28 protein-coding genes are annotated in these 26,228 nt (G+C 69.1%); 6 read left to right on the top strand and 22 right to left on the bottom strand.

Going from position 1 to position 26,228, the window contains the following annotated elements:
• Positions 1 to 6 precede the first annotated feature (6 nt).
• Together ACFCQI_RS11790 and pdxH are read right to left on the bottom strand one after the other, a co-directional pair.
• A complete protein-coding gene (locus tag ACFCQI_RS11790) occupies positions 7 to 450 on the bottom strand; it encodes a secondary thiamine-phosphate synthase enzyme YjbQ (protein ID WP_395116901.1) in 444 nt (147 codons plus the stop codon).
• Positions 447 to 1,034, bottom strand: a complete 588-nt coding sequence (gene pdxH, locus ACFCQI_RS11785) for a pyridoxamine 5'-phosphate oxidase (protein WP_395116899.1) — start codon at positions 1,032 to 1,034, stop codon at positions 447 to 449. Before pdxH ends, ACFCQI_RS11790 begins: the two co-directional genes overlap by 4 nt.
• 212 nt (positions 1,035 to 1,246) lie before the next feature.
• Between pdxH and ACFCQI_RS11780 the strand changes: the two genes are divergently transcribed.
• Positions 1,247 to 2,077, top strand: coding sequence for a kinase (locus ACFCQI_RS11780; RefSeq protein ID WP_395116897.1), 831 nt, complete (start codon positions 1,247 to 1,249; stop codon positions 2,075 to 2,077).
• A gap of 39 nt (positions 2,078 to 2,116) precedes the next feature.
• Here the strand turns inward: ACFCQI_RS11780 and ACFCQI_RS11775 are convergent, their stop codons facing one another.
• The 3 genes from ACFCQI_RS11775 to ACFCQI_RS11765 form a co-directional block, all read right to left on the bottom strand.
• The gene (locus ACFCQI_RS11775) at positions 2,117 to 2,320 is read right to left on the bottom strand and encodes a dodecin family protein (protein ID WP_395116895.1); all 204 of its coding nucleotides are present in this window, start codon (positions 2,318 to 2,320) and stop codon (positions 2,117 to 2,119) included.
• A 109-nt stretch (positions 2,321 to 2,429) separates the two neighbouring features.
• The gene (locus ACFCQI_RS11770; protein WP_395116893.1) at positions 2,430 to 2,771 is read right to left on the bottom strand and encodes a YbjQ family protein; all 342 of its coding nucleotides are present in this window, start codon (positions 2,769 to 2,771) and stop codon (positions 2,430 to 2,432) included.
• Positions 2,772 to 2,803: 32 nt separating this feature from the next.
• A complete protein-coding gene (locus ACFCQI_RS11765) occupies positions 2,804 to 3,637 on the bottom strand; it encodes an NAD-dependent epimerase/dehydratase family protein (protein WP_395116891.1) in 834 nt (277 codons plus the stop codon).
• A 35-nt stretch (positions 3,638 to 3,672) separates the two neighbouring features.
• Here ACFCQI_RS11765 and ACFCQI_RS11760 point away from each other — a divergent pair, with 35 nt between their 5' ends.
• Both ACFCQI_RS11760 and aroB read left to right on the top strand, forming a co-directional pair.
• A complete protein-coding gene (locus ACFCQI_RS11760) occupies positions 3,673 to 4,230 on the top strand; it encodes a shikimate kinase (protein ID WP_395116890.1) in 558 nt (185 codons plus the stop codon).
• Positions 4,227 to 5,345: a 3-dehydroquinate synthase gene (gene aroB, locus ACFCQI_RS11755; protein WP_395116888.1), complete on the top strand. Its 1,119-nt coding sequence runs from the start codon at positions 4,227 to 4,229 to the stop codon at positions 5,343 to 5,345. The genes ACFCQI_RS11760 and aroB overlap by 4 nt, the downstream gene beginning before the upstream one ends.
• A gap of 36 nt (positions 5,346 to 5,381) precedes the next feature.
• Here the strand turns inward: aroB and azu are convergent, their stop codons facing one another.
• The 7 genes from azu to ACFCQI_RS11720 all read right to left on the bottom strand — a co-directional run bounded on the left by azu (position 5,382) and on the right by ACFCQI_RS11720 (position 14,151).
• Positions 5,382 to 5,996: an azurin gene (azu, locus tag ACFCQI_RS11750; RefSeq protein WP_395116886.1), complete on the bottom strand. Its 615-nt coding sequence runs from the start codon at positions 5,994 to 5,996 to the stop codon at positions 5,382 to 5,384.
• 298 nt (positions 5,997 to 6,294) lie between these two features.
• Complete coding sequence (locus ACFCQI_RS11745; protein ID WP_395116884.1) at positions 6,295 to 6,921, bottom strand: OmpW family protein; 627 nt, start codon at positions 6,919 to 6,921, stop codon at positions 6,295 to 6,297.
• Positions 6,922 to 7,281: 360 nt separating this feature from the next.
• Positions 7,282 to 8,106, bottom strand: coding sequence for a DUF6671 family protein (locus tag ACFCQI_RS11740; protein WP_395116882.1), 825 nt, complete (start codon positions 8,104 to 8,106; stop codon positions 7,282 to 7,284).
• A 17-nt stretch (positions 8,107 to 8,123) separates the two neighbouring features.
• Complete coding sequence (gene cysD / locus ACFCQI_RS11735; protein ID WP_395116880.1) at positions 8,124 to 9,050, bottom strand: sulfate adenylyltransferase subunit CysD; 927 nt, start codon at positions 9,048 to 9,050, stop codon at positions 8,124 to 8,126.
• A complete protein-coding gene (locus ACFCQI_RS11730; protein WP_395116878.1) occupies positions 9,037 to 10,041 on the bottom strand; it encodes an L-threonylcarbamoyladenylate synthase in 1,005 nt (334 codons plus the stop codon). Before ACFCQI_RS11730 ends, cysD begins: the two co-directional genes overlap by 14 nt.
• Positions 10,038 to 12,554: a YbcC family protein gene (locus tag ACFCQI_RS11725; RefSeq protein WP_395116876.1), complete on the bottom strand. Its 2,517-nt coding sequence runs from the start codon at positions 12,552 to 12,554 to the stop codon at positions 10,038 to 10,040. The genes ACFCQI_RS11730 and ACFCQI_RS11725 overlap by 4 nt, the downstream gene beginning before the upstream one ends.
• Positions 12,555 to 12,564: 10 nt before the next feature.
• Complete coding sequence (locus ACFCQI_RS11720; RefSeq protein WP_395116874.1) at positions 12,565 to 14,151, bottom strand: proton-conducting transporter membrane subunit; 1,587 nt, start codon at positions 14,149 to 14,151, stop codon at positions 12,565 to 12,567.
• Positions 14,152 to 14,255: 104 nt separating this feature from the next.
• On the opposite strand from ACFCQI_RS11720, the gene ACFCQI_RS11715 reads away from it, so the two are divergent.
• Positions 14,256 to 15,152 carry a LysR family transcriptional regulator gene (locus tag ACFCQI_RS11715; RefSeq protein ID WP_395116872.1) on the top strand — a complete coding sequence of 299 codons (897 nt, stop codon included), beginning with the start codon at positions 14,256 to 14,258 and terminating at the stop codon, positions 15,150 to 15,152.
• Positions 15,153 to 15,242: 90 nt separating this feature from the next.
• Here ACFCQI_RS11715 and ACFCQI_RS11710 read toward each other — a convergent pair whose 3' ends face one another.
• Complete coding sequence (locus ACFCQI_RS11710; protein WP_395116870.1) at positions 15,243 to 16,010, bottom strand: MipA/OmpV family protein; 768 nt, start codon at positions 16,008 to 16,010, stop codon at positions 15,243 to 15,245.
• Positions 16,011 to 16,244: 234 nt separating this feature from the next.
• On the opposite strand from ACFCQI_RS11710, the gene ACFCQI_RS11705 reads away from it, so the two are divergent.
• Together ACFCQI_RS11705 and ACFCQI_RS11700 are read left to right on the top strand one after the other, a co-directional pair.
• Positions 16,245 to 16,970: an SDR family NAD(P)-dependent oxidoreductase gene (locus ACFCQI_RS11705; RefSeq protein WP_395116868.1), complete on the top strand. Its 726-nt coding sequence runs from the start codon at positions 16,245 to 16,247 to the stop codon at positions 16,968 to 16,970.
• A gap of 163 nt (positions 16,971 to 17,133) precedes the next feature.
• Positions 17,134 to 17,802, top strand: coding sequence for an oxidoreductase (locus ACFCQI_RS11700; protein ID WP_395116866.1), 669 nt, complete (start codon positions 17,134 to 17,136; stop codon positions 17,800 to 17,802).
• Between the two features lie 74 nt (positions 17,803 to 17,876).
• On the opposite strand, the gene folE is transcribed toward ACFCQI_RS11700, so the two are convergent.
• From folE to thiL, 9 genes are all read right to left on the bottom strand, one after another.
• Positions 17,877 to 18,602 carry a GTP cyclohydrolase I gene (gene folE / locus ACFCQI_RS11695; RefSeq protein WP_395116864.1) on the bottom strand — a complete coding sequence of 242 codons (726 nt, stop codon included), beginning with the start codon at positions 18,600 to 18,602 and terminating at the stop codon, positions 17,877 to 17,879.
• Between the two features lie 123 nt (positions 18,603 to 18,725).
• A complete protein-coding gene (hemH, locus tag ACFCQI_RS11690) occupies positions 18,726 to 19,760 on the bottom strand; it encodes a ferrochelatase (protein WP_395116862.1) in 1,035 nt (344 codons plus the stop codon).
• Between the two features lie 49 nt (positions 19,761 to 19,809).
• Positions 19,810 to 21,333: a cryptochrome/photolyase family protein gene (locus tag ACFCQI_RS11685; protein WP_395121348.1), complete on the bottom strand. Its 1,524-nt coding sequence runs from the start codon at positions 21,331 to 21,333 to the stop codon at positions 19,810 to 19,812.
• Positions 21,334 to 21,357: 24 nt separating this feature from the next.
• Complete coding sequence (locus tag ACFCQI_RS11680; protein WP_395116860.1) at positions 21,358 to 22,119, bottom strand: hypothetical protein; 762 nt, start codon at positions 22,117 to 22,119, stop codon at positions 21,358 to 21,360.
• A complete protein-coding gene (locus ACFCQI_RS11675; protein ID WP_395116858.1) occupies positions 22,116 to 22,685 on the bottom strand; it encodes a lipocalin family protein in 570 nt (189 codons plus the stop codon). The genes ACFCQI_RS11680 and ACFCQI_RS11675 overlap by 4 nt, the downstream gene beginning before the upstream one ends.
• A 112-nt stretch (positions 22,686 to 22,797) precedes the next feature.
• A complete protein-coding gene (locus ACFCQI_RS11670) occupies positions 22,798 to 23,364 on the bottom strand; it encodes a cytochrome b (protein WP_395116856.1) in 567 nt (188 codons plus the stop codon).
• Positions 23,361 to 24,470 carry a catalase family peroxidase gene (locus ACFCQI_RS11665; protein WP_395116854.1) on the bottom strand — a complete coding sequence of 370 codons (1,110 nt, stop codon included), beginning with the start codon at positions 24,468 to 24,470 and terminating at the stop codon, positions 23,361 to 23,363. The genes ACFCQI_RS11670 and ACFCQI_RS11665 overlap by 4 nt, the downstream gene beginning before the upstream one ends.
• A gap of 246 nt (positions 24,471 to 24,716) precedes the next feature.
• A complete protein-coding gene (locus tag ACFCQI_RS11660) occupies positions 24,717 to 25,238 on the bottom strand; it encodes a phosphatidylglycerophosphatase A (RefSeq protein WP_395116852.1) in 522 nt (173 codons plus the stop codon).
• Entirely contained in the window at positions 25,235 to 26,203 is a 969-nt protein-coding gene (gene thiL, locus ACFCQI_RS11655) for a thiamine-phosphate kinase (protein ID WP_395116850.1), read from the bottom strand. The genes ACFCQI_RS11660 and thiL overlap by 4 nt, the downstream gene beginning before the upstream one ends.
• Positions 26,204 to 26,228 lie beyond the last annotated feature (25 nt).

Below are 26,228 nucleotides of genomic sequence, written 5' to 3'. Positions count from 1 at the left end.
GCGAGATCAGTCCGTCGGCATGCCCGTCACGGTCACCACCACCCGGCGCCGGTGCGCGGCGTGGCGGTGTTCCCACAGGTAGATGCCCTGCCAGGTGCCGAGCGTCGGCGCGGCGTTGCGCACCGGCACGCCGAGGCTGACCCCGGTGAGGATCGAGCGCACGTGCGCGGGCATGTCGTCGGGGCCTTCGGCGTCATGCCGGAAGAGCGGGTCGCCATCCGGCACCGCGCGGGCGAACCAGCGCTCGAGGTCGGCGCGCACGGCGGGGTCGGCATTCTCGCCGAGCAGCAGCGAGCAACTGGTGTGCGGCGTGAACACCAGCGCGGTGCCGATGCGCACCGCGCTGGCCGCGACCGCATCGGCGACTTCGGCGGTGATGTCGTGGAAGCCGCGGCCGCGGGTGTCGACCACGAACTCGCGCTGCGCCGCCACCACCGCCGACGCGCTCACGGGTACAGCATCCGGGACGTCCAGGTCTGCCCGTGGCGGCTCCAGCGCACGCGCTCGTGCAGGCGGAACTCGGCGCCATACCAGAACTCGATCATGTCCGGCTCCACCAGGTAACCGCCCCAGTGCGGCGGCCGGCTGACGTTGCGCCCGGCGAACTCCTCCTCGTAGTGCTGCACGCGCCGCTCGAAGGTCTCGCGGTCGGGCAGGGTCTGCGACTGCAGCGAGGCCCAGGCGCCGATCTGGCTGCCGCGCGGGCGGCTGGCGAAGTAGGCGTCGGACTCCTCCTCCTGCAGTTTCCGCGCGACTCCCTCGACGCGCACCTGCACGCCCTGGCGCACGTGTTTCCAGTGGAAGCACAGCGCGACCTGCGCGTGCGCCTCCAATTGGCCGCCCTTGTCGCTCTGGTAGTTGCTGAAAAAGCGAAAGCCGCGCTCGTCGACGCCCTTCAGGAGCACGATGCGCGAGGCAACCCGGCCGGCGCTTTCCGCGGTGGCCAGGTTCATCGCCGTGGGTTCGGGGTCGCCGCTGGCCTTGGCCTCGTCCAGCAGCCGGATGAAAGTGTCCAGGATTTCAGGTTTGAGCATGATGTGTGAAACTTCCCTTTTGCGTCGTGGCCAAAGCGCGCCATCATGGAGCGAATGAAACTGTCCGATGATAGTGCAATGATCCCCGCACCCCGCATCCCGCCCCCGGCGGCAACGGCGCGATGCTTCTCCACGCAAGGTGAAAATGGCGGCAATGGCCATGCGCCGGCCTGCCGTCGTGCCGGCCCGGGCCAGGCCGGGAGTCGCCGCCGATGATGTCGCTGGCGCAGCAGCAGAACGAGGCGCTGGCCGGACACCTTCTGGACCAGTACGCCGGGCGCATTGCGCGCTCGCGCAGGCCCTACATCCTGGGCCTGTCGGGCCTGCAGGGCAGCGGCAAGAGCACCCTGGCGCGAGTCATGAAGGCGCAGGCCAAGGCGCGCGGCTGGGACACCGAGGTGCTCTCGCTGGACGATTTCTACTACGCCCGCAGCGAGCGCGAGGCGCTGGCGCGCGACGTGCACCCGCTGCTGCGTTCGCGCGGCGTGCCGGGTACCCACGAGATCGAGCTGCTGCTGTCGGTGCTGGCGGCGGTGCCGCACGCCTCCGCCCGGCTGGCGGTGACCCATCCGCGCTTCGACAAGGGCCGCGACACGCGCCTGCCGCCCTCGCGCTGGCCGCGGATCACCAAGCGACCCGCGCTGGTGATCGTGGAGGGTTGGGCGCTGGGCATCCGGCCGCAGCCGCTGACGGCGCTGGCCCGGCCGATCAATGCACTGGAACGCGACGAGGACCCGGACGGCGCCTGGCGGCGCTGGGTCAACAAGCAGTTGCGCGGCTACCAGCCGCTATGGCGCAAGTTCGACGCGCTGATCGTGCTGCAGGCACCGAACTGGGACATCGTGCGCCGCTGGCGCGGCGAGCAGGAGGAGGAACTGGTCGCACGCCACGCCCCGCTGGCGATGGACGCGGCCAGCATGGGCCGCTTCCTGATGCACTTCGAACGCCTCAGCCGCCACGCATTGGCGACGCTGCCGGCGCTGGCCGACACGGTGGTGGAGTACGACGACGACCGCCACGTGACCGGACTCACGCACGGCTGACAGGGCAGCGTCGAGGCGCCGCCCTGACGCCGCGCGCCCTCAGTCGACGACGAAGTTGACCTTCATGTTGACGCGCCACTCGGTGACGCTGCCGTCGTCGGCGGTAACCACCTTGATCTCGTTGATCCAGGCTCCCTTGATCTTCTTCACCGACTCCCCGGCCTTGCGCAACCCGTGCTGCACGGCATCCTCGATGCCCTGCTTCGACGACGCGTTGATCTCGATGACCTTGGCTACTGACATGGCGTGAACCTCCCGTCCGGGCGTGCAAGCGGCACGCGGCGCTCCCTGTCCCGAAGCCCGAGTCTGGCCCGCACGCACGACGCGGCACAAGCCGCACCGCGTCATGCGCTCAGGCGGGCTGCACCTGCACGGCGGTGCCATAGGCCAGCACTTCGGTGACGCCCTGGGCCACGTCGTTGGCGTCGTAGCGCATCGCCACCACGGCGTTGGCGCCCATCGCGGCGGCATGCTGCAGCATCAGTTCGAAGGCTTCCTCGCGCGCCTTCTCGCACAGTTCCGTGTAGATGGAGATATTGCCGCCGACGATGGTCTGCAACGCGGCGCCGAGGTTGCCGACCACGCTGCGCGAACGCACGGTAATGCCGCGCACGATGCCGAACGAGCGCACGATGCGGCAACCGGGGATGTCGTTGCCGGTGCTGACCTGGTGATGCGGGATGGATGCAGTCATGGCGCTCTCCTGGATGGCGGGTGGAACGAAGATCAGCTGTCGAGCAGCGCGGCGTAGCCGAGGCGCGCATCCGGCCAGCGCGGCACGAAGCCGCTGGCGCGCAGCCGCGCATTGCTCAGCCGCTTGCTGCCGATGCCCGGCGGCGGCGCGCCGGCGGCCGGCGGGGGTACGCCGAGCAGTCGCGCCAGATGATCGTGCAGCACGTCGAGCGGCAGCGGCGTGTCGTCCACGCCGAGATAGCACGCCTGCGGATCGGGCAGCGCCAGCAGGTGCGCGATCGCCGCGGCCGCATCGTCCACATGGATGCGATTGGCCCAGTGCGGCGCGGCCCGCGGCACCTGCACCGTGCCGGCGCGCAGGCGCTCGAACAGCTGGGTTCGCCCCGGCCCGTACAGCCCGGCCAGGCGCAGCACCACCGAGCACACCGGTTGCGCGGCCAGCCAGCGCTCCGCCTCGAGCAAGGTGGCGCCGTTGAAACCGGGTGGGGCGGGCGGCGTGTCCTCGTCCACCCAGTCGCCGTCGTGCGCGCCGTACACCGCGCTGGAGGAAACCAGCAGCACACGCTGCAACCTGCCATCGTCGAGCGCGGCCAGCAGATGGCGCAGCCCGTCGACGAAAGTCGCGCGATAGGCTGCCGCGTCGCGGTGGTCCGGCGTGGGCAGGTAAACCAGCTGCGTGAATGCGCGCGGCAAGGCGGCGAGGCTGTCCGGCCGGGTGAGGTCCGCCTGCAGCCAGCGGATGTCCGGGCCCCCTGCCGCAGGCGGGTGCCGGCGCAATGCCCATACCTCGTCACCGCGCCCGCGCAGCCGCTGCGCCACGCGCAGACCGAGATCGCCACAACCGGCCAGCAGTACCCTTTCGCTCACCGCAGCCCTCCTCCGGCGCCTGTTAGCATCAAGCCATGAATCCGTCGTGCAACCTGTTCATCGTCGGTCCGACCGGTGCCGGCAAGACCTCGGTCGGCAGGCGGCTCGCCGTGCATTATGGGCTCTCGTTCATCGATCTCGACCAGGAGGTCGAGCAGCATTGCGGCGTGGACGTGAGCACCGTGTTCGAGGTCGAGGGCGAAGCCGGCTTCCGCCAGCGCGAGAGCGCGCAGCTCGACGCGCTGAGCCAGCGCTGCGGCATGCTGCTGGCGACCGGCGCGGGTGCCGTGCTGGCGAGCGACAACCGCCGCTGGCTGAGCCAGCGCGGTTTCGTGGTGTGGCTGCAGGCCAGCGTGGAGCAGCAACTCGAACGCCTCGAACGCGACCATCGTCGCCCGCTGCTGGCCGTGCCCGACCGCCTCGCGCGCCTGCAGGCGATGGCCGGCGTGCGCGAGCCGATCTACCGCGAACTTGCCGACCTCGCCGTGCCCGGCCACCATGGCAGTGTCGGCGCCGCCAGCGAGCGCTGCATTGCCCTGATCGATGCGCACTGGCAACGCGCCCCTCTTTCCTGTCCCCCGCACCACGCATGAACAAGCCGCCCCTGCACAGCATCAACGTCTCGCTCGGCCTGCGCAGCTACCCGGTATGGATCGGCAGCGGGCTGCTCGACGATCCCGCGCGCTGGCGCCCGTTGCTGCGCGGGCGCCATGCGCTGGTGGTCAGCAATACCACGGTGGCGCCGCTGTACCTGCCGCGGGTCGAGGCGGGGCTGGAGGGTTTGCACTGGTCGTCGTTCCTGCTGGACGACGGCGAGGTGCACAAGAGCTTCGCCAACGTCGGCCGCGTGCTGGACGCGCTGGGCCAGCTCGGCGCCACCCGCGACGCCTGCGTGATCGCACTGGGCGGCGGCGTGGTCGGCGACCTCGCCGGCTTCAGTGCCGCCTGCTGGATGCGCGGCATCGACTTCATCCAGATGCCGACCACCTTGCTGGCGATGGTCGACTCCTCGGTCGGCGGCAAGACCGGGGTGAACCTGCCGGTGGGCAAGAACCTGGCCGGCGCCTTCCACCAGCCGCGCGCGGTGATCGCCGACATCGACACGCTCGCCACCCTGCCCGCGCGCGAGTACCGCGCCGGCCTCGCCGAGGTGGTCAAGGGCGCAGCGATCGGCGACGAGGCGTTCTTCGCGTGGCTGGAGCAGCACGCCGACGCGCTGGCCGCACGCGACGTCGACACCGTGCTGGAGGCCATCGCGCGCAAGGTGCAGTACAAGGCCGGCGTGGTGGCCCGCGACGAGACCGAACAAGGCGAACGCGCACTGCTCAATTTCGGCCACACCTTCGGCCACGCGCTGGAAACCGCGGGCCACTACGCCAGCCTGCTGCACGGCGAGGCGGTGGCGATCGGCATGCTGCTGGCCGCGCAATTGTCCGAACGTTCCGGCATGAGCGAGCCGCGCGACACCGCGCGACTGCAACGCCTGCTGCACGCACTCGGCCTGCCGCTGGCGATCCCGCCGGACATGGATACGGAGCAGTTGCTGCAGTGGATGCGGCTGGACAAGAAGAACACCGCCGGCCGGTTGCGCCTGATCCTGTGGCGCGGCATCGGCCGCGCGGAGATCGTCGGCGCGGTGCCGGAACGCGAGGTCGCGCTGACGCTGGACGCCGCCATGGCTAACGGGCGGCAAGTCCCTGCGAGCTGACCGCGCCGGGTTCGCACGGAACCCGGCGCAGACACGTCACTGCACGCTGATCGTGCCCTTCATCAGCGCCGAGTGACCCGGGAAACTGCAGAAGAACGCGTACGGGCCGCCACTCTGGATCTTGCTGACCGGGAAACTCACCGAGGTGGTTTCGCCACCGCCGATCAGCTTGGTGTGCGCGATCACGCGCGAGTCGCCTTCCTTGACGTAGCCGGCGGCTGCGCCCGCGGCCACGCCGTCGGCGTCCACGGCCTGCAGGTCCGACTGCCTGGCGATCACCACGTCATGGCCCATCGCAGTGACCGGCATGGTGCCGGTGTGCTTGAGGGTGATCTTGAAGTCCTTGCACGACGACGGCACCACAATGGACGACACGTTGTACTGCATCGCATCCGAACCCTCGATCTCGGTGGCGCAATCGGTGACCACCGCAGCGCCCTTGCTGGTGTCCATCGCGGACACGGCCGGCGCAGCGGCCATGCCGGCGGTCGCCGCCGGCGCGGGCGCCATCGTCACCGGTGCCTCGCCCGGGGCCGTGGTGGCGGACGGCGTCGGAGCCGATTCGGGTGCCTTCGGCGAGGACGAGTTGTCGCTGCAGGCGGCCAGCGCCAGCGCACAGGCAGCCGCAAGCAGACTCAATTTCACGTTCATCGACAGTTCTCCTGCGTTGCAAAATTGCATCATCGGCCGGCGAGGCTCTGCATCCCGTGAAGACGGGCCCGCAACAGGTCGGCGTCGATTCGCCGACGACGACCTGGCGTTGCGGGTGCGCTGTCGGGCCGCGACGGCGGCAGCTTGCGGATTTACGCGCCGGAACGGCCCGCCGGCACGACGCAGACGACCAGCGCGTCGGAGTCGGCCGGCGAGATGGTCGGCGTGCGGGCCATGCCCCACGTGCGTTCGCGTGCACCGCGCGTGCAGGGTCGAGCGGTTTCGTGCAGCGGAACCGTCAGAAGCTGTAGCCGACGCTTATGCCGTAGATCCAGGGATCGACCTTCGCCTTGCCGATGCCCGCCCCGTTGAGCCTCACGTCGCTGCTCCAGTCGAGGTACTTCGCGTCGGCACGCACGAACACGTTCGGCGTGGCGTGGAAATCCAGGCCCAGCTGCCCGACGACACCGCTGCCGTCCTTCACGTCCAGGTTCGTGCCCGCGATGGGGCCCGTGGTGCGCTCGTCGCTCACGTTCACCCAGCCATAGCCCAGGCCGACGAAGGGCTGCCATGCCTGGTCGGCGAGGAAGTGGTACTGGGCGGTGAGCAGCAGCGGCATGTGCTTGATGGTGGCCGACTTCGCGCCATCGAGCTTCACGTCGTGCTCGAACTTCACGAGCGGCAGCCACAGCTCGGCGCCCCAGTTCGGCGCGAAGCGATAGCCCAGCGTGAGGGTCGGCTCCCAGTCATCGCCGATGCTGGACTGGAAGGCGCCCGCCAGCACGCCGTTGTTGCTCTTGGGTGCGACACCGCTGTAACCCACCGCGCCGTAGAAGCCTGGCGCGCTGTAATCCTGGGCCCGGGCACTGCCGGCACCGGCAACAGCCAAGGCGCAAGCGGCGACGATCAGGGGGAAAACTTTCATGTTGGCATCTCCAATAGGGGGACAAACCGGTTCGGGACCCTCGGGCAGAGAGTCCTGCTTCGCGCTGGGAAATGCCCCGACGCGAGTGTCTATACGGTTGGCCGCGAGTTTTGGATTGAATTTGTGCGGAACCGATGTGCACGCTGTGGATCGCGCGACATGCTCGTGAAAAGCGGATCGCTCCGGGCGTGGGCATGCCGGCGTGGTCGTGAGGGGGCTGAACTCACGCCAGTCCTCAGGGATGCCTGAGGCGATGCAGGAAGGAATTGCGCTGATCCCCGCCACGGCACGAGCAGGCCGGATGCGGGAGAAACCATCACCAGAGGCCACGTTCCGGATCATCGACCTCCGGATGGCGGGTCACGGATTGCAGAAATCGCAGCGCCCGGGATCGGCCCACGCCGCCCCGTACGATTGCTCGCGGCGATGACCACAGCCCGCGCAGATCGCGACCACGCCACGGATCATGTCGGTGGGTGCGTGACAGGCCCCGCACGGCAGGCCGGCGATGCGTTCGGTGGGCACGAATCCGCGTCGTCCGCATTGCGGGCAACAGGATCGGTAGCGCCGCACGAGATCGATGGTCGCGCGTTTGATCGCACGCATCCGCGTCGGGTTGCGGCATGCGCGCATGTCTGTTTCCACGCAGGCCGCGCCGCTGATTGCAATGGCATCGGCGACATTGGCCAGCAATTGCGCCCGGCTCAGGTTGTCCTTGCGCAGCAAGAGCGCCGGGTGGGACTTGCCGTCAACCGCAGCCGTCACGATCACCCCATGCCGGGGAAAGCCGATGCCTTCGGCGAAGGCGACGGCCAGGCGTGCATCCACCACTACGCGCTGGGCGTAATTGGTGCGCGGCGTGACATGCGTTCCGACGATTTCGACGCCATCGCGACGATCCACAAGCATCACCAGCTCGCTGTCGATCGGCACGAACGGGATTTGTGGATGGGGGCCGAAGCTGCCCTCGCTGGCAACACCGGCATGCGCCTCGGGCACGCACTCCAGGGCTGCCGCGATCTTGGCCCTTGCCGTTGCATGCGGGGAATCGAGGCGGGGAATGTCTCGGCTGAAGGTACCGAACCGGTCCGTATCGAATCCGGCCGGCAAGAGTGGCTGCAGCCCCAGGGCCCGCTGCAGCAAAGGGGCAATCACCGCCTCCTTGCCGTGCATGGTGGCGATCACGACGCGATCCGGCGGCATCAGAAGTAACCCTCGCGCTTCTGCCTTTCCAGGCTTGCGCCCGGATCCTGGCCACCCAGCCGACCCTGGCGTTCGGATGCAGATGAAGCAAGGGTCTCGGCCAACACCGCTCCACGATCCGCCGCAGTCGACTCGATGGCGCCGGTCACCGGCCAGCAACCCAGGGTACGGAAACGCACGCGGCGGCGACTCGTCGTCTCGCCGGCCAGGAAGCGCATGCGCTCGGGTTCGTCCACCACGATGAGCACGCCATCGCGTTGAACCACCGGTCGCCAGGCCGCGAAATACAGAGGCACCAGCTCGACCTTCCTCAGCATGGCGTAATGCCAGACGTCCGCTTCCGTCCAGTTGGACAACGGATAGACGCGCAACGACTGCCCCTCGGCCAACCGGGTGTTGTAGAGGTTCCACAACTCCGGCCGCTGCCGGCGAGGGTTCCATGTGTGCCCATGCTCGCGCAGCGAGAACACGCGTTCCTTTGCCCGGGCTTTTTCCTCGTCGCGGCGCGCCCCGCCGAAGACCACGTCGTACCCGCCGCTGTCCAGCGCCTGCTTCAGCGCATCCGTGCGCATGGCCGTGGTGTAGGCATCGCCATGGTCGAAGGGATTCACGCCGGCGGCGCGGCCCTGTTCATTGGCGTGTACGTGCAGTTGGAACCCATGCTTGCGCGCGAAGCTGTCGCGGAATGCGAGCACCTCGCGAAACTCCCAGGTGGAGTCGACGTGGAGCAGCGGCAGGGGTGGCGGCGCGGGGTGGAAGGCGCACAGCGCGAGATGGGCGAGCACGGTGGAGTCCTTGCCTCCGGAAAACAGGAGCACCGGCTTGCGTGCCTGCGCCACGGCCTCGCGCAGGATGAAAACGGCCTCGTTCTCCAGGTGCGCGAGATGGCTGGTGTCCGGGAAGGCATCCTCGTCACGCGAGTGCATGGCCGAGGCCCGCCGCCCGCCACAACCGGTCGCGCAGGGCATGGTTCAGTCCGCGGCCATCCGGCGGCACCACGATCAGCACGGCGAGATCCATGTCGTCTGCTTCGCGCAGCCGCCGGTACAGCTGCTGCGCCTGCTGGTCCGGAGAATGACCCATGGACAACCAGGGCACCTGTGCCGGCCAGCTCTCGGCGCGCCGCGCGGAGAGCACGCCCACGCGAGCGCTGAGCGCGGCGTATTCGGCGATGCGCTCGGGCACCTGTTCCATCGATGCCAGCACCACGCGGGCGTTGGGGGCGTAGTGAAGCTTCATGCGGCCGGGGCTGCGTATCGACGTGTCGATGGGCGACTCGACCGGTTTGCCGGTCACCCGTTCCAGGTCCTGCTCGGTGATCGCACCGGGCCGGAGCAGCCGCGGCAGACCGGTGGAAAGATCGACGATGGTCGATTCGATGCCCACGCGGCAGGGGCCGCCATCCAGCAGCACCTCCACCGCGTCGCCAAGCTCTTCCCGGACGTGCCGGGCCGTGGTCGGACTGATCTTCTTGTGCCGGTTGGCGGAGGGCGCGGCGATCCCCCCGCCGAAGGCTTCCAGCACGTCCAGCGCCAGGGGGTGCGCGGGCACGCGCAGCGCCACCGTATCCAGGCCACCCGTCACGGCGTCGCTCACCGTGGCGGCGCGGGGCAACACCAGCGTGAGCGGCCCGGGCCAGAAGGCTTCGGCAAGCTTCCAGGCGAGCGCGGGAATGTCCCGTGCCCACTGCGCCAACTGCGCGGCCTGATGCAGGTGCACGATGAGCGGATGGTCGGCCGGGCGCTGCTTGGCCGCGAAGATCTTCGCGACCGCGGCGGGGTTGCCGGCGTCCGCGCCCAGTCCGTAGACCGTCTCGGTCGGTAGGGCGATCAGGGCGCCGCGGCGCAGCGCATCCACCGCGTCGCGCACGCCAGCACTCCCGGAGAGCCCGATGTCTTCCCGATCCTTGATGTTCATGCCGCGTCCTCCCAGGTCAGATGGCCGGTGTAGCGATGCATGGAGCCCGGCTTGTCGCCGAAGGCGAACAGGTGGGCCCAGCCGTGGTCGAACAGATGCCGCACGGCTTCATGCCTGGCGACGATGGCGTTGATGGCGTCCAGCGGAGCGGCGATGACGACGGACAGCCGCAGCGGCTCATGGACGTAGCGCTCGCCGTCATGCAGCGACTGCCATGGCAAGCCGGTGCGCAGGTCGCCGCCATTGCCCTCCAGCACGCCCAGCTTGCCGACCACGTTGTGGAGCACCTTGTTGCCGCTTCCGAAGACCCGGTTGTCCACCGTCGAGCCGTAATACTGCAGGCTGATCCACGCGCCCACGATCATCGGCGCGGTCATGATGGATTCCAAGGTCTTGAAGCCGTCATCGCGCTGCCAGTCGTAGGAATTGAGGAAGGCACGCCCCGCCAGGTCGATGCCCGCGGTGCGGCTGCGCGGGGCGATGATGTAGGCCGCGCAGCCGGCCAGGCCCCACTCCGGCCGCACCTCGCTCCAGTCCCTGCTGCGCGCCAGGAGCTGGCGCTCGACCGGGCGCCGGTCGTGCAGGGTCAGGATGGCGGCGCGTTCCTGCCGGGTCAGCCGGCCAGCCTCGGCCAGCGCTGCCTGCAGTCGGGCCAGGTCGTCGGCATGCGTCGCCGGCAAGCCGTCGGTGTCGAAGATCGTCACCTGGTCGGTGGTGGTGTCGTGCAGTGCGCCGAGGAAATGCGTCTCGTCGGGAATCACCGTGCCGCGTCGTGCCAGGGCCTGGCGCACCTGGCGGTCGTTCAGCACGGCAGCCGCCACCCGCGCATTGGCGTCGCCCGCGTGCCCACCGCAGGCCCCGCAATCCAGGCCGCTGGCATGCGGGTTGTTGACCGAGCTGGCGCCGTGCCCGACGAACAGGACCACGCGCGCGAACTGCTGCCGCAGCGACATGGCGCGCAGGGCGCCCTCTGCCAGCGCGATCCTGGTTTCCAGTGGCATGCCGGTGGCGCGGTCGTTCGCGGTCGAGGGCGTGATGTCCGGCGCCAGGCGCGCGAGTGCCGCGTCGTCGATACCGCGCTCCGCCGGGTGCGATTCGAGCCGGGTGAAGCCCAGGCTGTCGGCGATGAGCTTGCCGGCGAATTTCCATCCCATCGCTTCGACGAAGGTGAACGACGACACCGCGGCCAGCTTGAACCAGCGCCATTGGCCGATGGCGCGAAGCCGGCGCCGCCGCCGCGTGGCGATGTCGGCCTGCTGCTGCGCCGTCGCGCCCTTGGCGGTCTCGTGCACCGTCAGGCTGGGTGCCAGCAGCACCGGGCAGCGGGGACCACCCTGGCCCCGGGCGAGCGGCACATACTCCATCGGCATGCCGAAAAATCCGGCCATGCCCAGCGTCTCCACGCCGGGCGCCACGTTCTCCAGCGCACGCCGGAAGGTTTCGGAGCGCACGTCGATGCAGAACACGGCCTGCACCGCCGGGCGCATGGCGATCACGGATGGCCGCGGTGCGGCGAGCTTGGCGAGGAAGGATCGCTGCCAGGCGATTTCGTAGGCGTCCTGCAGGATTTCTTCCAGCGTCGGCGCGGCCGGCTCGTTCTCGCGGGCCAATGCAGCGAAACAGGCGCGGGCCTGCTCCCATCCGGCCGCCAGTGCAGCGACCGGCTGGCACGTTTCCAGCAGCGCCACCTCGAAAGCCAGCCGTATCGCCAGCAGTTCGAGCAAGGTGTCGTCGCGGCGCCCCGCCAGGCCGCTTTGCCAGACCTGGTAGCGGGCGTAGCCGGCCCAGCCGCCGACGCTCATCAGCAGCCGGTGGAAATAATCGGCAAGGCCCGCTTCGTCCATCTTCAGGCGGGCCGCCCCATGGGCGATCATCGCTTCGGCAGTGGCGGGAAGCGCGCCGATGCTGCGGTGGAATCCGGCAAGCCCCATGACCTGGGGCGTGCGATCGATGGCGGCCTCCTCACGCCAGGCCGCATAGGGACCCAGGTGCCGTGTCGACGCTGGCCACAGCGCCTGCCCCGCGTCGAAGTAGCCGGCCGCCCACAGCGAGATCCGCTCGCAGGCAAAGCTGGCCCAGTCTCGCCCGGTCAGCTTGCCCGCGACGTCGGCAACGGTCGGCAGCGGCGCATGCGTTGCCACATCCTCGGTTTGCAGTTGGCGGCGCAGCGCCGCGACGTCGAGGGTGCGAGGGGCTGCACTTCCCTTGCGCAGCAGGGCCTGGCCAAGATCCCGGTCGGTGATGCGGCCCTGGGCGATGGCATCGCGGTAGAACGCGCGCGGCATGGTCATGCGGGCGCCTGCCACCTCGGCCATGACGCGCGCGACCTCGCCGAAGCGGCGGTCGGCCATGCCGAGGAAGGGATTGACGGCCACGAAGTTCTTCAGCGGCCACAGTGGCGCGATGCGTCCACACGCGCGCTGCGCGGCTTCGCATGCACGCCCTGCCCCGATGTCGGAGGAAGGTGGGATGGGATCGGCTTGTTCCCTGATCTTCAATGCGATGGCGTTCATGGGCGGCTCCTCAGGCGATGGTCCGGGCGTGATGGCGCGCGTCTTCCCGACGCAAGGCGCCCACCAGGCGATTGAAGATGGCGTTGACATAGAGGCCGTTGGCCAGGTGGACGCGTGCCGCCCGCCAGAGCGGCCGCTGGTTCCACAGCACGACCAGGCTTTGCAGCACGGTCACCGCGGTGAACGATGCGATGGCCAGTCCCATGATCAGCAGGCCCGTGCCGCTTGGCCGGGGAATCGCCGGCAGGCTGCCGGCGGTCAGCCGCGTGAAGGCGGTTTCCAGGATGAAATAGGCCAGCGTGGTTCCGGCGGCCCCGAGCAGGGTCTGCACAACCAGGCGGGAAGTGGTGGCCCCTTGCAGTGACGATGCCAGCAGCATGCTGACGCCCATCACCAGGATCGCGCCCAGGGTCAGCACGGCGGGCTCCGCCCGCACGAAGGTTCCGAATACCCAGGCAAACAGCACGTAGATCGCAGTCGCCAGCAACAGGCTCAGCAGGACGGGGCGCAGGCGGGGCCTGGCGAAACGCGGCAGCGTCTCGGTTTCCACCACGCCCCCGGCCGAGAGGAAGGCGTGGGCCTTGTACAGCGAGTGGGCAACCAGGTGAAGCAGCGCGATCGCGAACGCGCCGAGCCCGCATTGCAGTGTCATGAAACCCATCTGCGCCACGGTCGAGAAAGCCAGCGATCCTTTCACGCTGGTCTGGGTCAGCATCACCACGCCGCCGAACAAGGCGGTGAAGCCGCCCACGATGGCAACGCCGTGCAGCGTCGGCATCGAGAGCACCATCACGTCGGCAAAGCGGATCAGCAGGAATCCGCCCGCATTGATGATGCCCGCATGCAACAGGGCCGACACCGGCGTCGGCGTGTCCATCACCTCCGGCAGCCAGCCGTGGGTGGGGAACTGCGCCGACTTCATGAGCGCCGCGACGCCCAGCAGCAAGGCCGCCAGCGAGAGTGCGGGCGGCGCGGCCTCGGCGGCGATGGCCTGCGCCCGGGCCAGCACGGTAGCCAGGTCGGTGGTGCCGAAGGTGGTCACCAGCAGGGCGGCGGCACCGAGCATGCACGCATCACCGAGGCGAGCGGCGAGGAACTTCTTGCGGGCGGCGATCCTTGCGGGTCGGCGCTCCGGGTAGAACACCAGCAAGCGGTGCAGGGAGAGGCTCATCGCCACCCACGCAACCACCAGCTGCACGAGGTTGCCCGCGAAGACCAGCAGCGTCACGGCGGCCAGCGTCCGGCACAGGCCGGCCATGAAGGCGCCTTGGCGCGGCTCACCGTCCATGTAGTTGCGGCTGTACTGGACCACGATGACGCCGACGAAGGCGACCAGCAGGAACATGGTGCAACTGATGGCATCCAGCCTGACCGACAAGCCGATGCCGTTGGCTCCCAGCAACCCGCTGGTGGCCGGGCCTTCCCACGCGGTCAGCAGGCAGGCCAGCACCGCGAGTACCAGGCAAAACCACGTCGCCAGGCGGCTTGCGAGAAGCATGGCGTGCGGCCGACGAGGTCCCGGCCGTGAAGGAAACAGGGTCGCCAGCAACAGGCTGGCGGGGGCAAGCAGAAACAGCGTCGCAAGGGCAGGCAACATCAATCACTCCGCGGTCAGGTGAGCCGCGGCAAGCCTACGCTTCGCGCATCATTCTAAAAAATTCATTTAACGAAACCTGTCGATATACAAAATAGAATGATTGCATGGCCGCACTGAACTACAACCACCTGCGCTACTTCTGGGCGGTTGCCCGCGAGGGAAACCTCACCCGCGCCGCGGAGAAGCTGCTGGTCTCGCAGTCGGCGCTGTCGATCCAGATCAAGAAGCTCGAGGCTCAACTGGGGCAGGACCTGTTCGAACGCAGCGGCCGGCAACTCGTGCTGACCGAAGCCGGGCGCATCGCCTTCGACCACGCGGAATCGATCTTCGCCACCGGTGGCGACCTGCTCGCCACGCTCAAGCAGCGCTCCGGCGGCCGGCGTTCGATTCTCAGGGTCGGGGCATTGGCCACGCTGTCGCGCAATTTCCAGATCGGTTTCCTGCGGCCATTGCTGGGACGCCGGAATGTCGAGGTCATCGTTCGCTCGGGCACCACCGCCTTCCTTCTGCAAAGCCTGGAAGCACACCGGCTGGACGTGGCGCTGGTCAATGTCGCGCCCGCCCGCGATGCGGCCACTCCCTGGGTTTCCCACGCCATTGCCGAACAACCCGTCAGCCTGATCGGAACGCCGAAACGCATCGGCAAGGGCGGCACGCTGAAGACACTGCTGACCAGGCAACCCCTCGTGCTGCCGACGATGGAGAGCAGCGTGCGCATCGGATTCGACGCGCTGGTCGAACGCATGGGCTGGAAAGTGCGGGTGGCGGCGGAGATCGACGACATGGCGATGCTGCGACTGATCGCCCGGGAGGACATCGGCCTGGCGGTGGTTCCGCCGATCGTGGTCAAGGATGAATTGAGCAGCGGCCGCCTGGTGGAGGTTCACCAGTTGCCGCAGCTCAGCGAAACCTTTTTCGCGGTCACCATGAAGCGGCGTTTTCCCAATCCGCTGTTGCGCGAGCTGATCCGTCCACGTGCGGCGCTTGAGCTCGCCGATTAGCGCGGGCGTGCGCCGAGCGACCCGAGGGACATCGACCGCCACGCCGTCGTGCATGTGCCGCCATCCGCCGGCAACGGAATCTGTTCGGCCTCAGAAGGCGTAGACGAAACCCACCAGCACGGTGCTTGCCGAGGAGCGCTCCACCAGCGGACTGTCGGTGATCGCGCGAGGCAGCCGCTGGTACTTCAGGGCACTCCAGAACGTCCAGCGGCGACCCATCGGAGCCACCGCGCCGAGGCTGGCTTCCGGCACCAGCACGCCGGGAACGGCATAGGGCCCCGGTGCGCCGTTGGCTGCCTCGGAGGGGCGGATGCCGTAGTAGTAGTCGGCGAGCCGGGACGACCACCAGCGCACGCCCAGGCCGGGCGTGACGCGCCATTTGCCGAACTGCAGCGGGTAGCCGTATTGCAGGGCGAGCTCCTGCCCGCGGCTTCGCGACAAGGCATCGGTCAGCACGGTCAGCTGCAGGTTTCCCAGCCTGCCGGAGCGGGTCAACACGGCACCGACATCCATGCTCCGGCGCCGGTCCCGAAGACCGTCCAGGGGAATGTCGTCGGCATCGAATCCGTCGAGCCGCGCCTGCGCCACCAGGTCCAGCCGCCAGTCGTCGCGTTGCCAGGCATGCCAACCGAGTTGCAGGCCGCGCAGGAAGACGTGCTCGCCTTCGTAAGCCGCCGCGGGAACCACCAGCTGGCGACGGGAGGAACCGGCATAGCCACCGTTGCTGACCAGCGCGATGGCACCGGCTTGCCAGCCTCGCTGTAGCCGGCGCGAGGCCGTCTCCCCGGCGGCGAAGGCCTCCGAGCAGCACGCGCAGAGAAGCCCGGCAACAACGATCCAGAAGAAGGGGGGAAGCATGGGTCGGCACTCCGATCGGATGGGGAAGGCGACGCTCGCCTGCAGACGTTGCCACGCAGAAGGGCATATCCATCCATACGGAGCGCGTCCACCGGCGGATGCGCATTCACCGGCGATGAAGGACGTCCTCGACGCTGATCGTTCCTTGTGCTTCTCCGCCGGCGCTGCCGAAAGCCTTGCATCCATTCGCACCGGATCTCCGTATCTGGAATCAGGCACCCACAGGCTCTGGCCATGTCCTCATCCATACTCATCTACGGCGCCACCGGCGGCGTCGGCGCATGCCTGGCCCGGCTACTCGCCGATACGGGATCGCAGTTGCACCTGGTGGCGCGCCATGAGGAGACGTTGCGACCATTGGCGCAATCCCTGGGGGCGACATGGACGGTGGCCGACGTACTGGATGAAGCATCCTTTGCCGCGGTGACCGAGGCTGCGCCCGCGAGCCTCGATGGCCTGGTCTATGCGGTCGGCAACATCGCGGTGAAGCCGATCTCGCGCGTCTCCGAAGCTGACCTGGCCCACGATTACCGGCTGAACGCGATCGGCGCCGCGCTGGCCGTCCGGGCGGCCCTGCCGTCGCTGCGCAAAAGCACCACTGGTGCGTCCGTGGTGCTGTTTTCCTCCGTAGCAGCATCGCGCGGCTTTCCGTCGCATGCGTCCATCGCCATGGCCAAGGCGGCGGTAGAGGGTCTGACCCGGTCGCTTGCCGCCGAACTGGCACCCGCGGTGCGGGTCAACGCGATTGCGCCATCGCTCATCCGGACGCCGCTGGCCGCACGCATGGTGGCCAACCCGAAGCTTCGCGAGGCGTTCGCCGCAGCCCATCCCCTGGGCCGCCTGGGAGAACCCGAAGACATCGCCCAACTTGCTGCCCACCTGCTCTGGCCGCGCTCCGGCTGGATGACCGGGCAAGTGATCGGCGTGGATGGCGGGCGCGCGGCCATCGCCGGAAAGTGACCGGAGCAGGCAGCGCAATGCGCAGCAATCGCGAGTTGCCTGGCAAGCCTGGCGTGCACCCTCGCCGCGGGGTCCACGGGTGCGGAAGATGGGCACGCGGGCCGGCCGGGGTGGAATACTGGTCCAGGCGCTGTCGATGGCGGGCCTGCCCGGGAGGTCACCCATGAAGATACTGCTGGTCGGAGCGAGCGGACTGGTCGGACAAGGCGTCCTCAAGGTGCTGCTGCAGGACGCCGCGCGACCCGGGGTGACGTTGCTGGTCCGCCGCCGGTCGCCAGACGTGCCGCAGGGAGTGCGCGTGCTGCAAGTACCGGAACTCCGCGACAAGGCACTGGAAGGACTCGACCTTGGCGACATCGACGCCTGCCTGTACTGCGCCGGGCCGTTGCCCCTGCTTCTCTCGGAAGCGGCGTATCGCGAGGCGACGGTGGCCACCCTCGAGTGTGTGTCGCGGGCCTTTGCGCGCGCCAATCCGCGAGGACGGATGATCTATGTCTCCGGCGCCGGCGCCGACATCCGCAGCCGCTGGATGCCGTTGCGGATCAAGGGCGAGGCCGAGCAGGTGCCCGGCCGCTTCGCGCTGGCCACCACGGTACTGCGGCCCGGTGCCATCTGCCCCGTGCAGGGCGAGCGATCGCCGCATCGCTCGCGGCGGGTGCTCTATGCGCTGGCCGGTCCCGTGCTGTTCGTGGCAGTGCGCCTGATGCCCGGCAGCTTCACCACGAGCGCGGCCGTGGGAAGGTGCATGCTGGCCATGGCGAGGGCCGAGACCTCAGGAACCGGGATGGTCGTGGTCGAGAACAGGCAGATCAACACATTCGCCGCGCCCTGATCGGGCCCGAGGTGGTTAGCGCGGAGCGCCCGGCAAGTTTCGTGCAGCCGAGCGGCCATGCACGACGGCGAGGCTCAAGCCCTGCGCTCGGCCAACAGGCTCAGGAATTCCTTCCGCAACGAGGTGTCCGCGAGGAAGGATCCGCGCATCACGCTGTTCACCATCCTGGCGCCATCGTCTTTCACGCCGCGCCAGTGCATGCAGTAATGATCGGCTTCCAGCACCACGGCGAGGCCGTCGGGCCGCAGGCGTGATTCGAGCAGGTCGGCGATCTGCACCACCGCTTCCTCCTGGATCTGCGGCCGGCTCATCACCCAGTCGATCAGTCGCGCGTACTTGGACAAGCCGATCAGGTTGGATGCGGCATGGGGCATCACGCCCACCCACGCGCGCCCCATGATCGGGCACAGGTGGTGCGAGCAGGCGCTGCGCACGCGCATCGGCCCGATGATCATCAGCTCGTTCAGATGCTGCACGTTGGGAAACTCGGTGACCTCGGGCGCGGCCTGATAGCGGCCGGCAAACACCTCGCGCACGAACATCTTGGCCAGCCGCCTGGCGGTCTCGCGGGTGTTGTGGTCGTGCTCGACGTCGATCACCAGGGCGCGCAGCAGGGCGTCCGCCTTGTCCTCTACCTCCCGTTGCAGTTCGTCCAGCTCGCCGGGCCGGATGAAATCCGCCAGGTTGTCGTTGGCGTGGAACCGTGCGCCGGCCTCGCGCAGGCGGTGGCGGATGCGGTCCGACATGGCGGTGGCATCGGCATGGCGAATGGATGCCACATCGGAGGGTGCTGTTTGCATGATCAGGCCTTTGGCAGCGGCGGATGGCGTCGTGCGCTGTCGAACCCGAATGCCCGGCATGCACCATCAGCTCATACGCAGCACCGGGCCATCCGGATGCATGCTTGCCGTCCATCGACGGATTCAGGCGGCCAGGGTCTGGCCCGAAGGCTGTCGGCACAGCGCCGCGACGGCATCGGCCCACTGTGGCTGGTCATTGAGGCACGGGATCAGGGTGAGCTCCTCGCCGCCGGCGGCGAGGAAGGTTTCGCGTCCGCGGATCCCGATCTCCTCCAGGGTCTCGATGCAATCGGCCACGAACGCCGGGCAAGCCACGAGCAATCGGCGTACGCCCTGCGCAGCCAGCTCCTTGAGCACGACGTCGGTATGCGGTTCGATCCACTTCGCGCGGCCCAGCCGCGACTGGAACGCCAGCGACCAGCGTTCGTGCGGGATGCCGAGTGCGGCGGTCAGGCGCTCGCTGGTGCGCACGCATTGGGCGCGATAGCAGCGCTCCAGCACGTTTGCCGGAGGCTCTAGGCAACACGACGGACCGCACAGGCAGTGCCGGCCGGTCGGGTCCGCCTTGCGGATGTGACGCTCGGGCAAGCCGTGATAGCTCAGCAGCAGATGGTCGTGCGGCTGCGCCAGATAGGGCCGCATGCTGGCGCCCAGCGCGGACAGGTACTCCGGCCGGTCATGGAACGGCGCAACCACATCCAGCTGCAGCCGCAAGCGATGGCGCTGCAGGGTTTGCCGTGCCTCTTCCAGGACCGTGGTGACGGTGCTGTCGGCAAACTGCGGATACAGCGGCAGCAGGGTCGCGCGCCGGATGCCGCGGCGGGCGAGGTCGCACAGCACCTTCTCGATGGAGGGTTCGCCGTAGCGCATCGCCAGTTCCACCGGCGCGCCGTGCCAGCGTTCGGCCACCCGCGCCTGCAGGCGCCGGCCGATCACCAGCAGCGGCGAGCCTTCGTCCCACCAGATCGAGCGATAGGCCGCGGCCGATGCCGCCGGGCGCGTGCGCAACACCAGCGAGACGATCAGCCGGCGCAGCGGCCACGGCACGTCGATGACGTGGCGATCCATCAGGAACTGGTCGAGATAGCGCCGCACGTCGGCCACGTCGGTGGAGGGCGTGGAGCCGAGGTTCACCAGGATCAGGGCTTGGTCGGGCATCGATGGTTTTCCGGTGGAGGAAGGAAGCGGGTGCGAGGTGCGTTGCCGGTCACAAGGCGTCGAGATCGCCGAGCACGACCTCCGCCCGCCGCTGCACTTCGGCGCGTTGTGCGGGCGGCATGCGCTCGAGCTGGCGCAGGGCCATGCCGAGGCGCGGATGGGATGCCAGTGCGCGGCGATGGCGTGCCAGGAAATCCCAGTACAACGCGTTGAACGGACAGGCGCGTTCGCCGGTGCGCTGATCGTGCCGGTAGCGGCAGCCGGCGCAGTAATCGCTCATCTTGTGGATGTAGTTCGCCGACGAAACATAGGGCTTGGTCGCCAGCAGGCCGCCATCGGCGAACTGGCTCATGCCCAGCGTGTTGGGCAACTCCACCCACTCGAAGGCATCGACGTAGATGCCGAGATACCAGCGGTGCACCTGTCCGGGGTCCAGGCCGGCCAGCAGCGCGAAGTTGCCGATCACCATCAGCCGCTGGATGTGGTGCGCGTAGGCATGCTCCAGCGATTGCGTGATGGCCTGGTGCAGGCAGTTCATGCCGGTTTCGCCGGTCCAGAACCAGGCCGGCAGATCGCGCCGGTGGCCGAAGAAGTTGGCCTCGGCGTATGCGGGCATGCGCGCCCAGTACACGCCGCGCACGTACTCGCGCCAGCCGAGGATCTGGCGGATGAAACCCTCGACCGCCGCCAGCGGCGCGCGACCCTCGCGCCAGCACGCTTCGGCGCGTTCGATCACCTCGCGTGGCGAAAGCATCTTGACGTTGAGCGCGAACGAGATCAGCGAATGGAACAGGCGCGTCGCCTGCGTGCTCATCGCGTCCTGGTAGTCGCCGAACCCGGCGAGCCCGTGGCGCAGGAAGGCATCGAGCTGGAGCAGCGCCTCGTCCCGGTTGAGCGGCCAGCGGAACGTCCCGGCCGCGGGCATGCCGAAGCTTTGCACGCCGGCGGCCACGATGCGTCGCCACAGCGCGCGGTGGTCGTGCGACGGTCGGGCATCGGCCGGTTCGCTCGGCGTACCCGGCCAGCGCTTGCGGTTGTCGGCATCGAAGTTCCATTGACCGCCCACCGGCCGCCCTTGCCTGTCCAGCAACACCTGGTGCTTCGCGCGCATGTGCCGGTAGAACAGCTCCATCTTCCAGCGCCGCCGGCCGGCAAAGAACGTCGCCACCTCGTCGCGCCGGGTCAGGAAGTGTTCGCTGTCCACCTGCCGGGCGGGAATGCGCAGCTGCTGCGCGTACTCCGCCAGCTGCCGGTCCAGGCGCCACTCGTCCGGTGCCTGGTACTCGAACGTGCGCACGCGGTACTCCCGGATCAGCTGGTCGAGGTTGGCGGTGATTGACTGACGGTTGGCGGCGGCGTCGATCGCGAGGTAGCGCACGCGATGGCCGTTCGCCTCCAGCCCGCGGGCGAAGTCGCGCATGGCGGCGAAGGTCGCCAGGATCTTCTGCGCGTGGTGGAGGACGTAATGCGTTTCCTGGCGGACTTCCATCAGCACGTAGAGCACGTCGGGATCGCTGGCCGCGAACCAGGAATGTCCGGGGTCGAGCTGGTCTCCCAGCAGCAGGCGCAGCATGGTCACGGTGCGCAGCCGTCCGGGTCAGCGCGCCGTGGGCGAAGTCGCCGCCCGGCGCTGGCGCAGCGTCGAGACCAGCGACACCAGGAGCACCGCCACGGCCAGCAGCAGGGCCACGCTGGCGGCCGCATCCGCGCCGGCCAGGCCGGCGCTGCGCTGTTTCACGCAAACCCCCAGCAGGCCCCACAGCGCCGCGAGCGCATACCAGGGGTTGCCGCGCATGCGCACGATCATGGTCAGCACCAGCGCCGCCGCCAGCGCGAACAGCACCAGCGTCCACGCCAGCATGTCCGCCACCGGCAACAGGCGGAACGCCACGATCACCTGGGCCAGGTTGAGGAACACCGCCAGCGACACCCAGCCGGCGTGCAGCGACAGCGGGACCCACTGCCACCACGGCCCGCGCGCGTGGCCGGCGGTGTGCGATGCCTGCCAGGCGGCGGCGAGCAGGCACGCCAGGCTGGCCCAGATGACGAACAGTGCGAGCCAGAACCACTGCTGCGAGAACACGATCATCCATGCCGAGGTCAGCGCGAAGCCGGCCGCCGTCAACCCCCGGATGCGGCGCAGCGCCGCCGTGGCGTCCCGCTCGAACAGCTGTCGCGTGCCGAAGATCGCGTCCAGCACGAAGATCGGCCCCCAGATGGCGAACGCGTAGCCGGCGGCCACGATCAAGGTGGGATAGCGATCCGAGATCTCGCCGTTGGTCGGCCCGAACGCGCCGGTGTTGGACAGCCAGGCGACGACGGGCATCGCCCAGGCGAGAAAGACGACGAGGTATTTCACGGGCATTCTCCAGCAAAGCGATCGCGGTCTGCGCCAAGCTCGGGCCAGCGCTGGGGCACCCGGCGGATCGCGGTCGGGTCGTACCCCATGGCGGACGCCCGATCGAGCATGGCGGCGTAGTCGGCCTCCGACACGGTGGGCGTACGGGAAAGGAACCAGAGATAGTCGCGCGCATCGCGCACCACCATCGCCTGGGTGCCGTCGGCCTTCAGCCAGCCGACCAGATACCGGGCGCTCAGGAAGGCGAAGAAGCGTACGCGCCATTCGCCATGGCCGCTGCCCTCGACCACGCTCGCGGTCGACTTGAACAGCCTTGCCGGCGCGTCGAACCCCCCGTGGCGCTGGCGCAGCCAGATGCAGAGCGAGCCGTCGTCGTTGCGCCGGAAGGTTTCCACCGCGTTGTAGCTGTCGCGCTCGAAACGGGGCGTGATGGCAGCGAGGACATGCCAGCGCCCCAGGTAGCGACCCACATCCGCGGTGTGCACCGGCCGGATCGGGTCGAACTGGCGCGCACGCGCTGCCGGCGTGGGCAGCACCCACACGGCGAGGAGCGTCAGGATGACCAAGCGTTTCACCCGGGGCAATCTCGTCTGCTGCGATCAGGACCGCTACATGCAGCTCATACGGCGCACGTTCGCATTTGGATGCCCTGTCGCCACCAGGCGCGGTGTCGGCGGCCTAGGAGCCGATATCGCTCCGGTGCCGCCCCGCTCCCCTTGCCATGCTGACGAACACGCCATCGCGGCGTATCCAGGCGTGGTACAGCGCCGCCGCCAGATGCATGAGCACGACGGCGAACAGCAGCAGCGCCAGCCAGGTGTGGGCCGTGCGCAGCACGGCGTACACCGTCGGGTCGTGCGGTGCGATCGCCGGCAGGCTGAACCCGCCGGGCATGGTCACCGGATAGCCGCCAGCCGACACCATGGCCCAGCCCACCAGCGGCATGGCGAACATCAAGGCGTACAGCAGGATGTGCGAGGCCGTCGCTGCAGCCTTCTGGATGGCCGGCAGGTCGGCCGGCAACGCCGGTGGCGGATGGCGCAGGCGATTGGCCAGGCGCACCGCCACCAGCAGGAGGATCGCGATGCCCAGCGGGCGATGCAGGCTCACCAGGGTGGGACGCAGGCTCAGCGAGGCGACCATGCCGACGCCGACGAAGAGCATCGCCAGGATCGCCAGCGCCATCGTCCAGTGCAGCACGCGGGCGAGCAGGTTGAAATGGGCGGAGCTGCCGGCGCGGTTCATCGGTCCGACTCCGGTGTCGCGGCGTGACCGGTGGCGGCGCCGGCCTCGCCGCTGGCGATGTCGTGCTCGCGGCGGTTGAACGACACCGAATAGACGGCCGAACGCGCCGCCAGGATCGGATCGTCGGAAGCCTCCACGCCGGTGGGCAGCACCAGCGGATCGTAGTTGATGTCGCGGCAGGCGCCGGTGGCCTGCGCGCTGCTGCTCTCCACCACCACGGTGCCGACCGTGACCCGCGGGCGATCCTCCGGCCAGCTCTGCGAGGGGTTCACCGGGTCGTCGGCCTGCGCCAGCGTCACCACCATGTCCCAGCGCAGATCGCCCTTCGCCAGACGCGCCGCAAGATCCTCGGCCAGGTAATCGGCATCGGCCTGCTCGCGTTGTTCCGGCGTCATCCCGGCAAACGGGGTTTGCGGCTGCATCGACCAGCGCACGTTGCGCACCTCGCCGGCGCGGTTGACGAAGCGGAAGGTGTCGACGCCGTTGAACGTGGTGTTGGCCCAGCTGGTGGACCACGGCGCGTGGGCGGCCCAATCGGCGAAGCGGGCGAATTCCGGATGCGCCTTGACGAACGCCGCCTGGCGCGCCGGATCGGGCTTGCCGGTGGCGGGATCAGGGGTGTTGGCGCGGGTCTGCTCGTAGAAGGCCTCGACCGAGGACACGCCGAAGAACGGAAAGCTGTTCATCGCCATGCGCCATTGCTGGCCGTCGTCACTGTCGAGCCGGAGCGCCATGCTGCGCACGCGCGCCTTGGCATCCAGGCCGTAAGGCGAGCCGCCGCCGATCGACAACCTGCCGACGAACGGCGTGCGCATCGGCGCGAACAATCGCGCGCTCGACAGCGCCGTTCCCTGCCCGTTGCCCTCGAAATAGCCGGCCACGCAGACGCCCTTGGCGTGAGCCCGGCGAAACCCGCGCCAGACCTGGCCGTTGGCGGTTTCGATCGCGTTGGTGAAACGTTGCGACGTGAGACGGCTGGAACCCAGCCAGCCGCCGACCCATGCGAACGCAAGGGCGACGGCGGCGACGATCAGCGCGATGGCAAGCCATGCCAAGGTCGCACGCCGACGGCTGGCGGGAGTGGCGGCGTGGTCGGAATCAAGCATGGAGCCTCCGGTCAATGGAGATGAAACGAGGGTGCCTGGTTCCTTTCGTTGGTACGACGGCCGCGGTTACCCCGACGCGCCGCCGGCACCGGCCGGAAACGCCGCGTACGCGTCCGGCGCCTGCTGCCGCGACTGCCCCTGATCGACCATCGGCGCCGGCTAACCGCCGTGCCGGAACATCGCTTCGTCCCATGCGCACGCGGTTGTGCATCCCGGCCCGGGCCGAATGCCCGAGGCCGGCGGGACTCAGGCCAGGATGCGCAGCAGCGCGGCCAGCGCGATCGCGGCGAACACGCCGGCGATCACGTCGTCGACCATCACGCCGAAACCGCCCTTCACGCGCCGGTCCAGCCAGCGGATCGGCCACGGCTTCCAGACGTCGAACAGGCGGAACAGCGCGAAACCGGCCACCGGCATCCACCACGCGAGGCCATCGGCGGGAAGCAGCGCGCCCAGCAGCGGCAGCAGCGCCAGCCACTGGCCGATGAACTCGTCCCAGACCAGGCTGCGATGATCGTCCACGCCCAGCGCGCGGCCGGCGATGTCGCAGGCACGCACGCCGACGGCGAAGCCCGTCAGCAGCACCAGCACGTAGCCCCACGCGGGCAGGCCGCGCAGGACCAGCCACGGCAGCAGCGCGGCCAGCGAACCGAACGTGCCCTGCGCCAGCGGCGCCAGGCCGGAACCAAACCCGCAGGCGAGCCAGCCCCACGGCGTGGCCAGCAGGGCACGCCTTTGCGTGGCGCTCAGGCGCTTTCTGTCATTCACGCGAAATGCTCCCAGCCCGGCGTGCCGGGCTCCATCCAGCCACCGTCGTGGCCACGTACGCGCACCCCGGTGCCGGCCACGATCCGGCCGATGCGAGTGGCACCGCAGCCGAGCCGCGACAGGTCGGCCTGCACCTGGCTCAACCGGTCGGGCGGCACGCAGAAGCACAACTCGTAATCGTCGCCGCCGCCCAGCGCAAAGTGCAGCGCGGTGGCGTCGTCGTAGAGGCCCAAGAGCGCCGACGAGCGCGGCAGCAGCGCGGCGTCGATCTCGGCTCCCACGCCGCTGGCGGCGCAGATGTGGCCCAGGTCGGCGAGCAGGCCGTCGGAAACGTCGACGCAGGCATGCGCCTGCCCACGCAGCGCGACACCGGCGGCCAGCCGCGGCGTCGGCCGGTTCAGCCGTTCGACGAGGTAGTCGCGCAACTGGCCGCGATCATCCTCTTCACGGCGCCATTGCTGCAGCACGTTCAGGCCGGCGGCGGCATCGCCCAGCGTGCCGGTGACCAGCACCGCGTCGCCCACGCGCGCACCGGCCCGGGTCAATGCCTTGCCCGGCGGCACGAAGCCGTGCACCGCGACGCTCACGGTCAGCGGGCCGCGCGTGGTATCGCCACCGACCAGCGCCAGCCGGTGCACAGCGGCCAGCCGCGAAAATCCGTCGACGAAGCCTTCGACGAAGGCGCGATCCGCCTGCGGCAGGGTCAGCCCCAGCAGCGCCCAGGCTGGCGTGGCACCCATCGCCGCCAGGTCGGAGAGGTTCACCGCCAGCGCCTTCCAGCCGATGTCGGCCGGATCGGTACCGCGCGGAAAATGCACGCCTTCGACCAGCGTGTCGATCGCCACCGCCAGCTCCTGCCCGGCGGGCACGGCGAGCACGGCCGCGTCGTCGCCGATGCCCAGCCGCACGTCGTCGCGCGCCTGCACGGTGCGCTGCCGGATCAGCTCGATCAGGTCGAATTCCATCAGCGTCGCTCGCCTCTGTTGCCGG

The organism is Rhodanobacter sp. FW102-FHT14D06 (assembly GCF_043950705.1).
Taxonomy (GTDB): domain Bacteria; phylum Pseudomonadota; class Gammaproteobacteria; order Xanthomonadales; family Rhodanobacteraceae; genus Rhodanobacter.
This window is presented reverse-complemented; position numbering and strand designations above follow the sequence as displayed.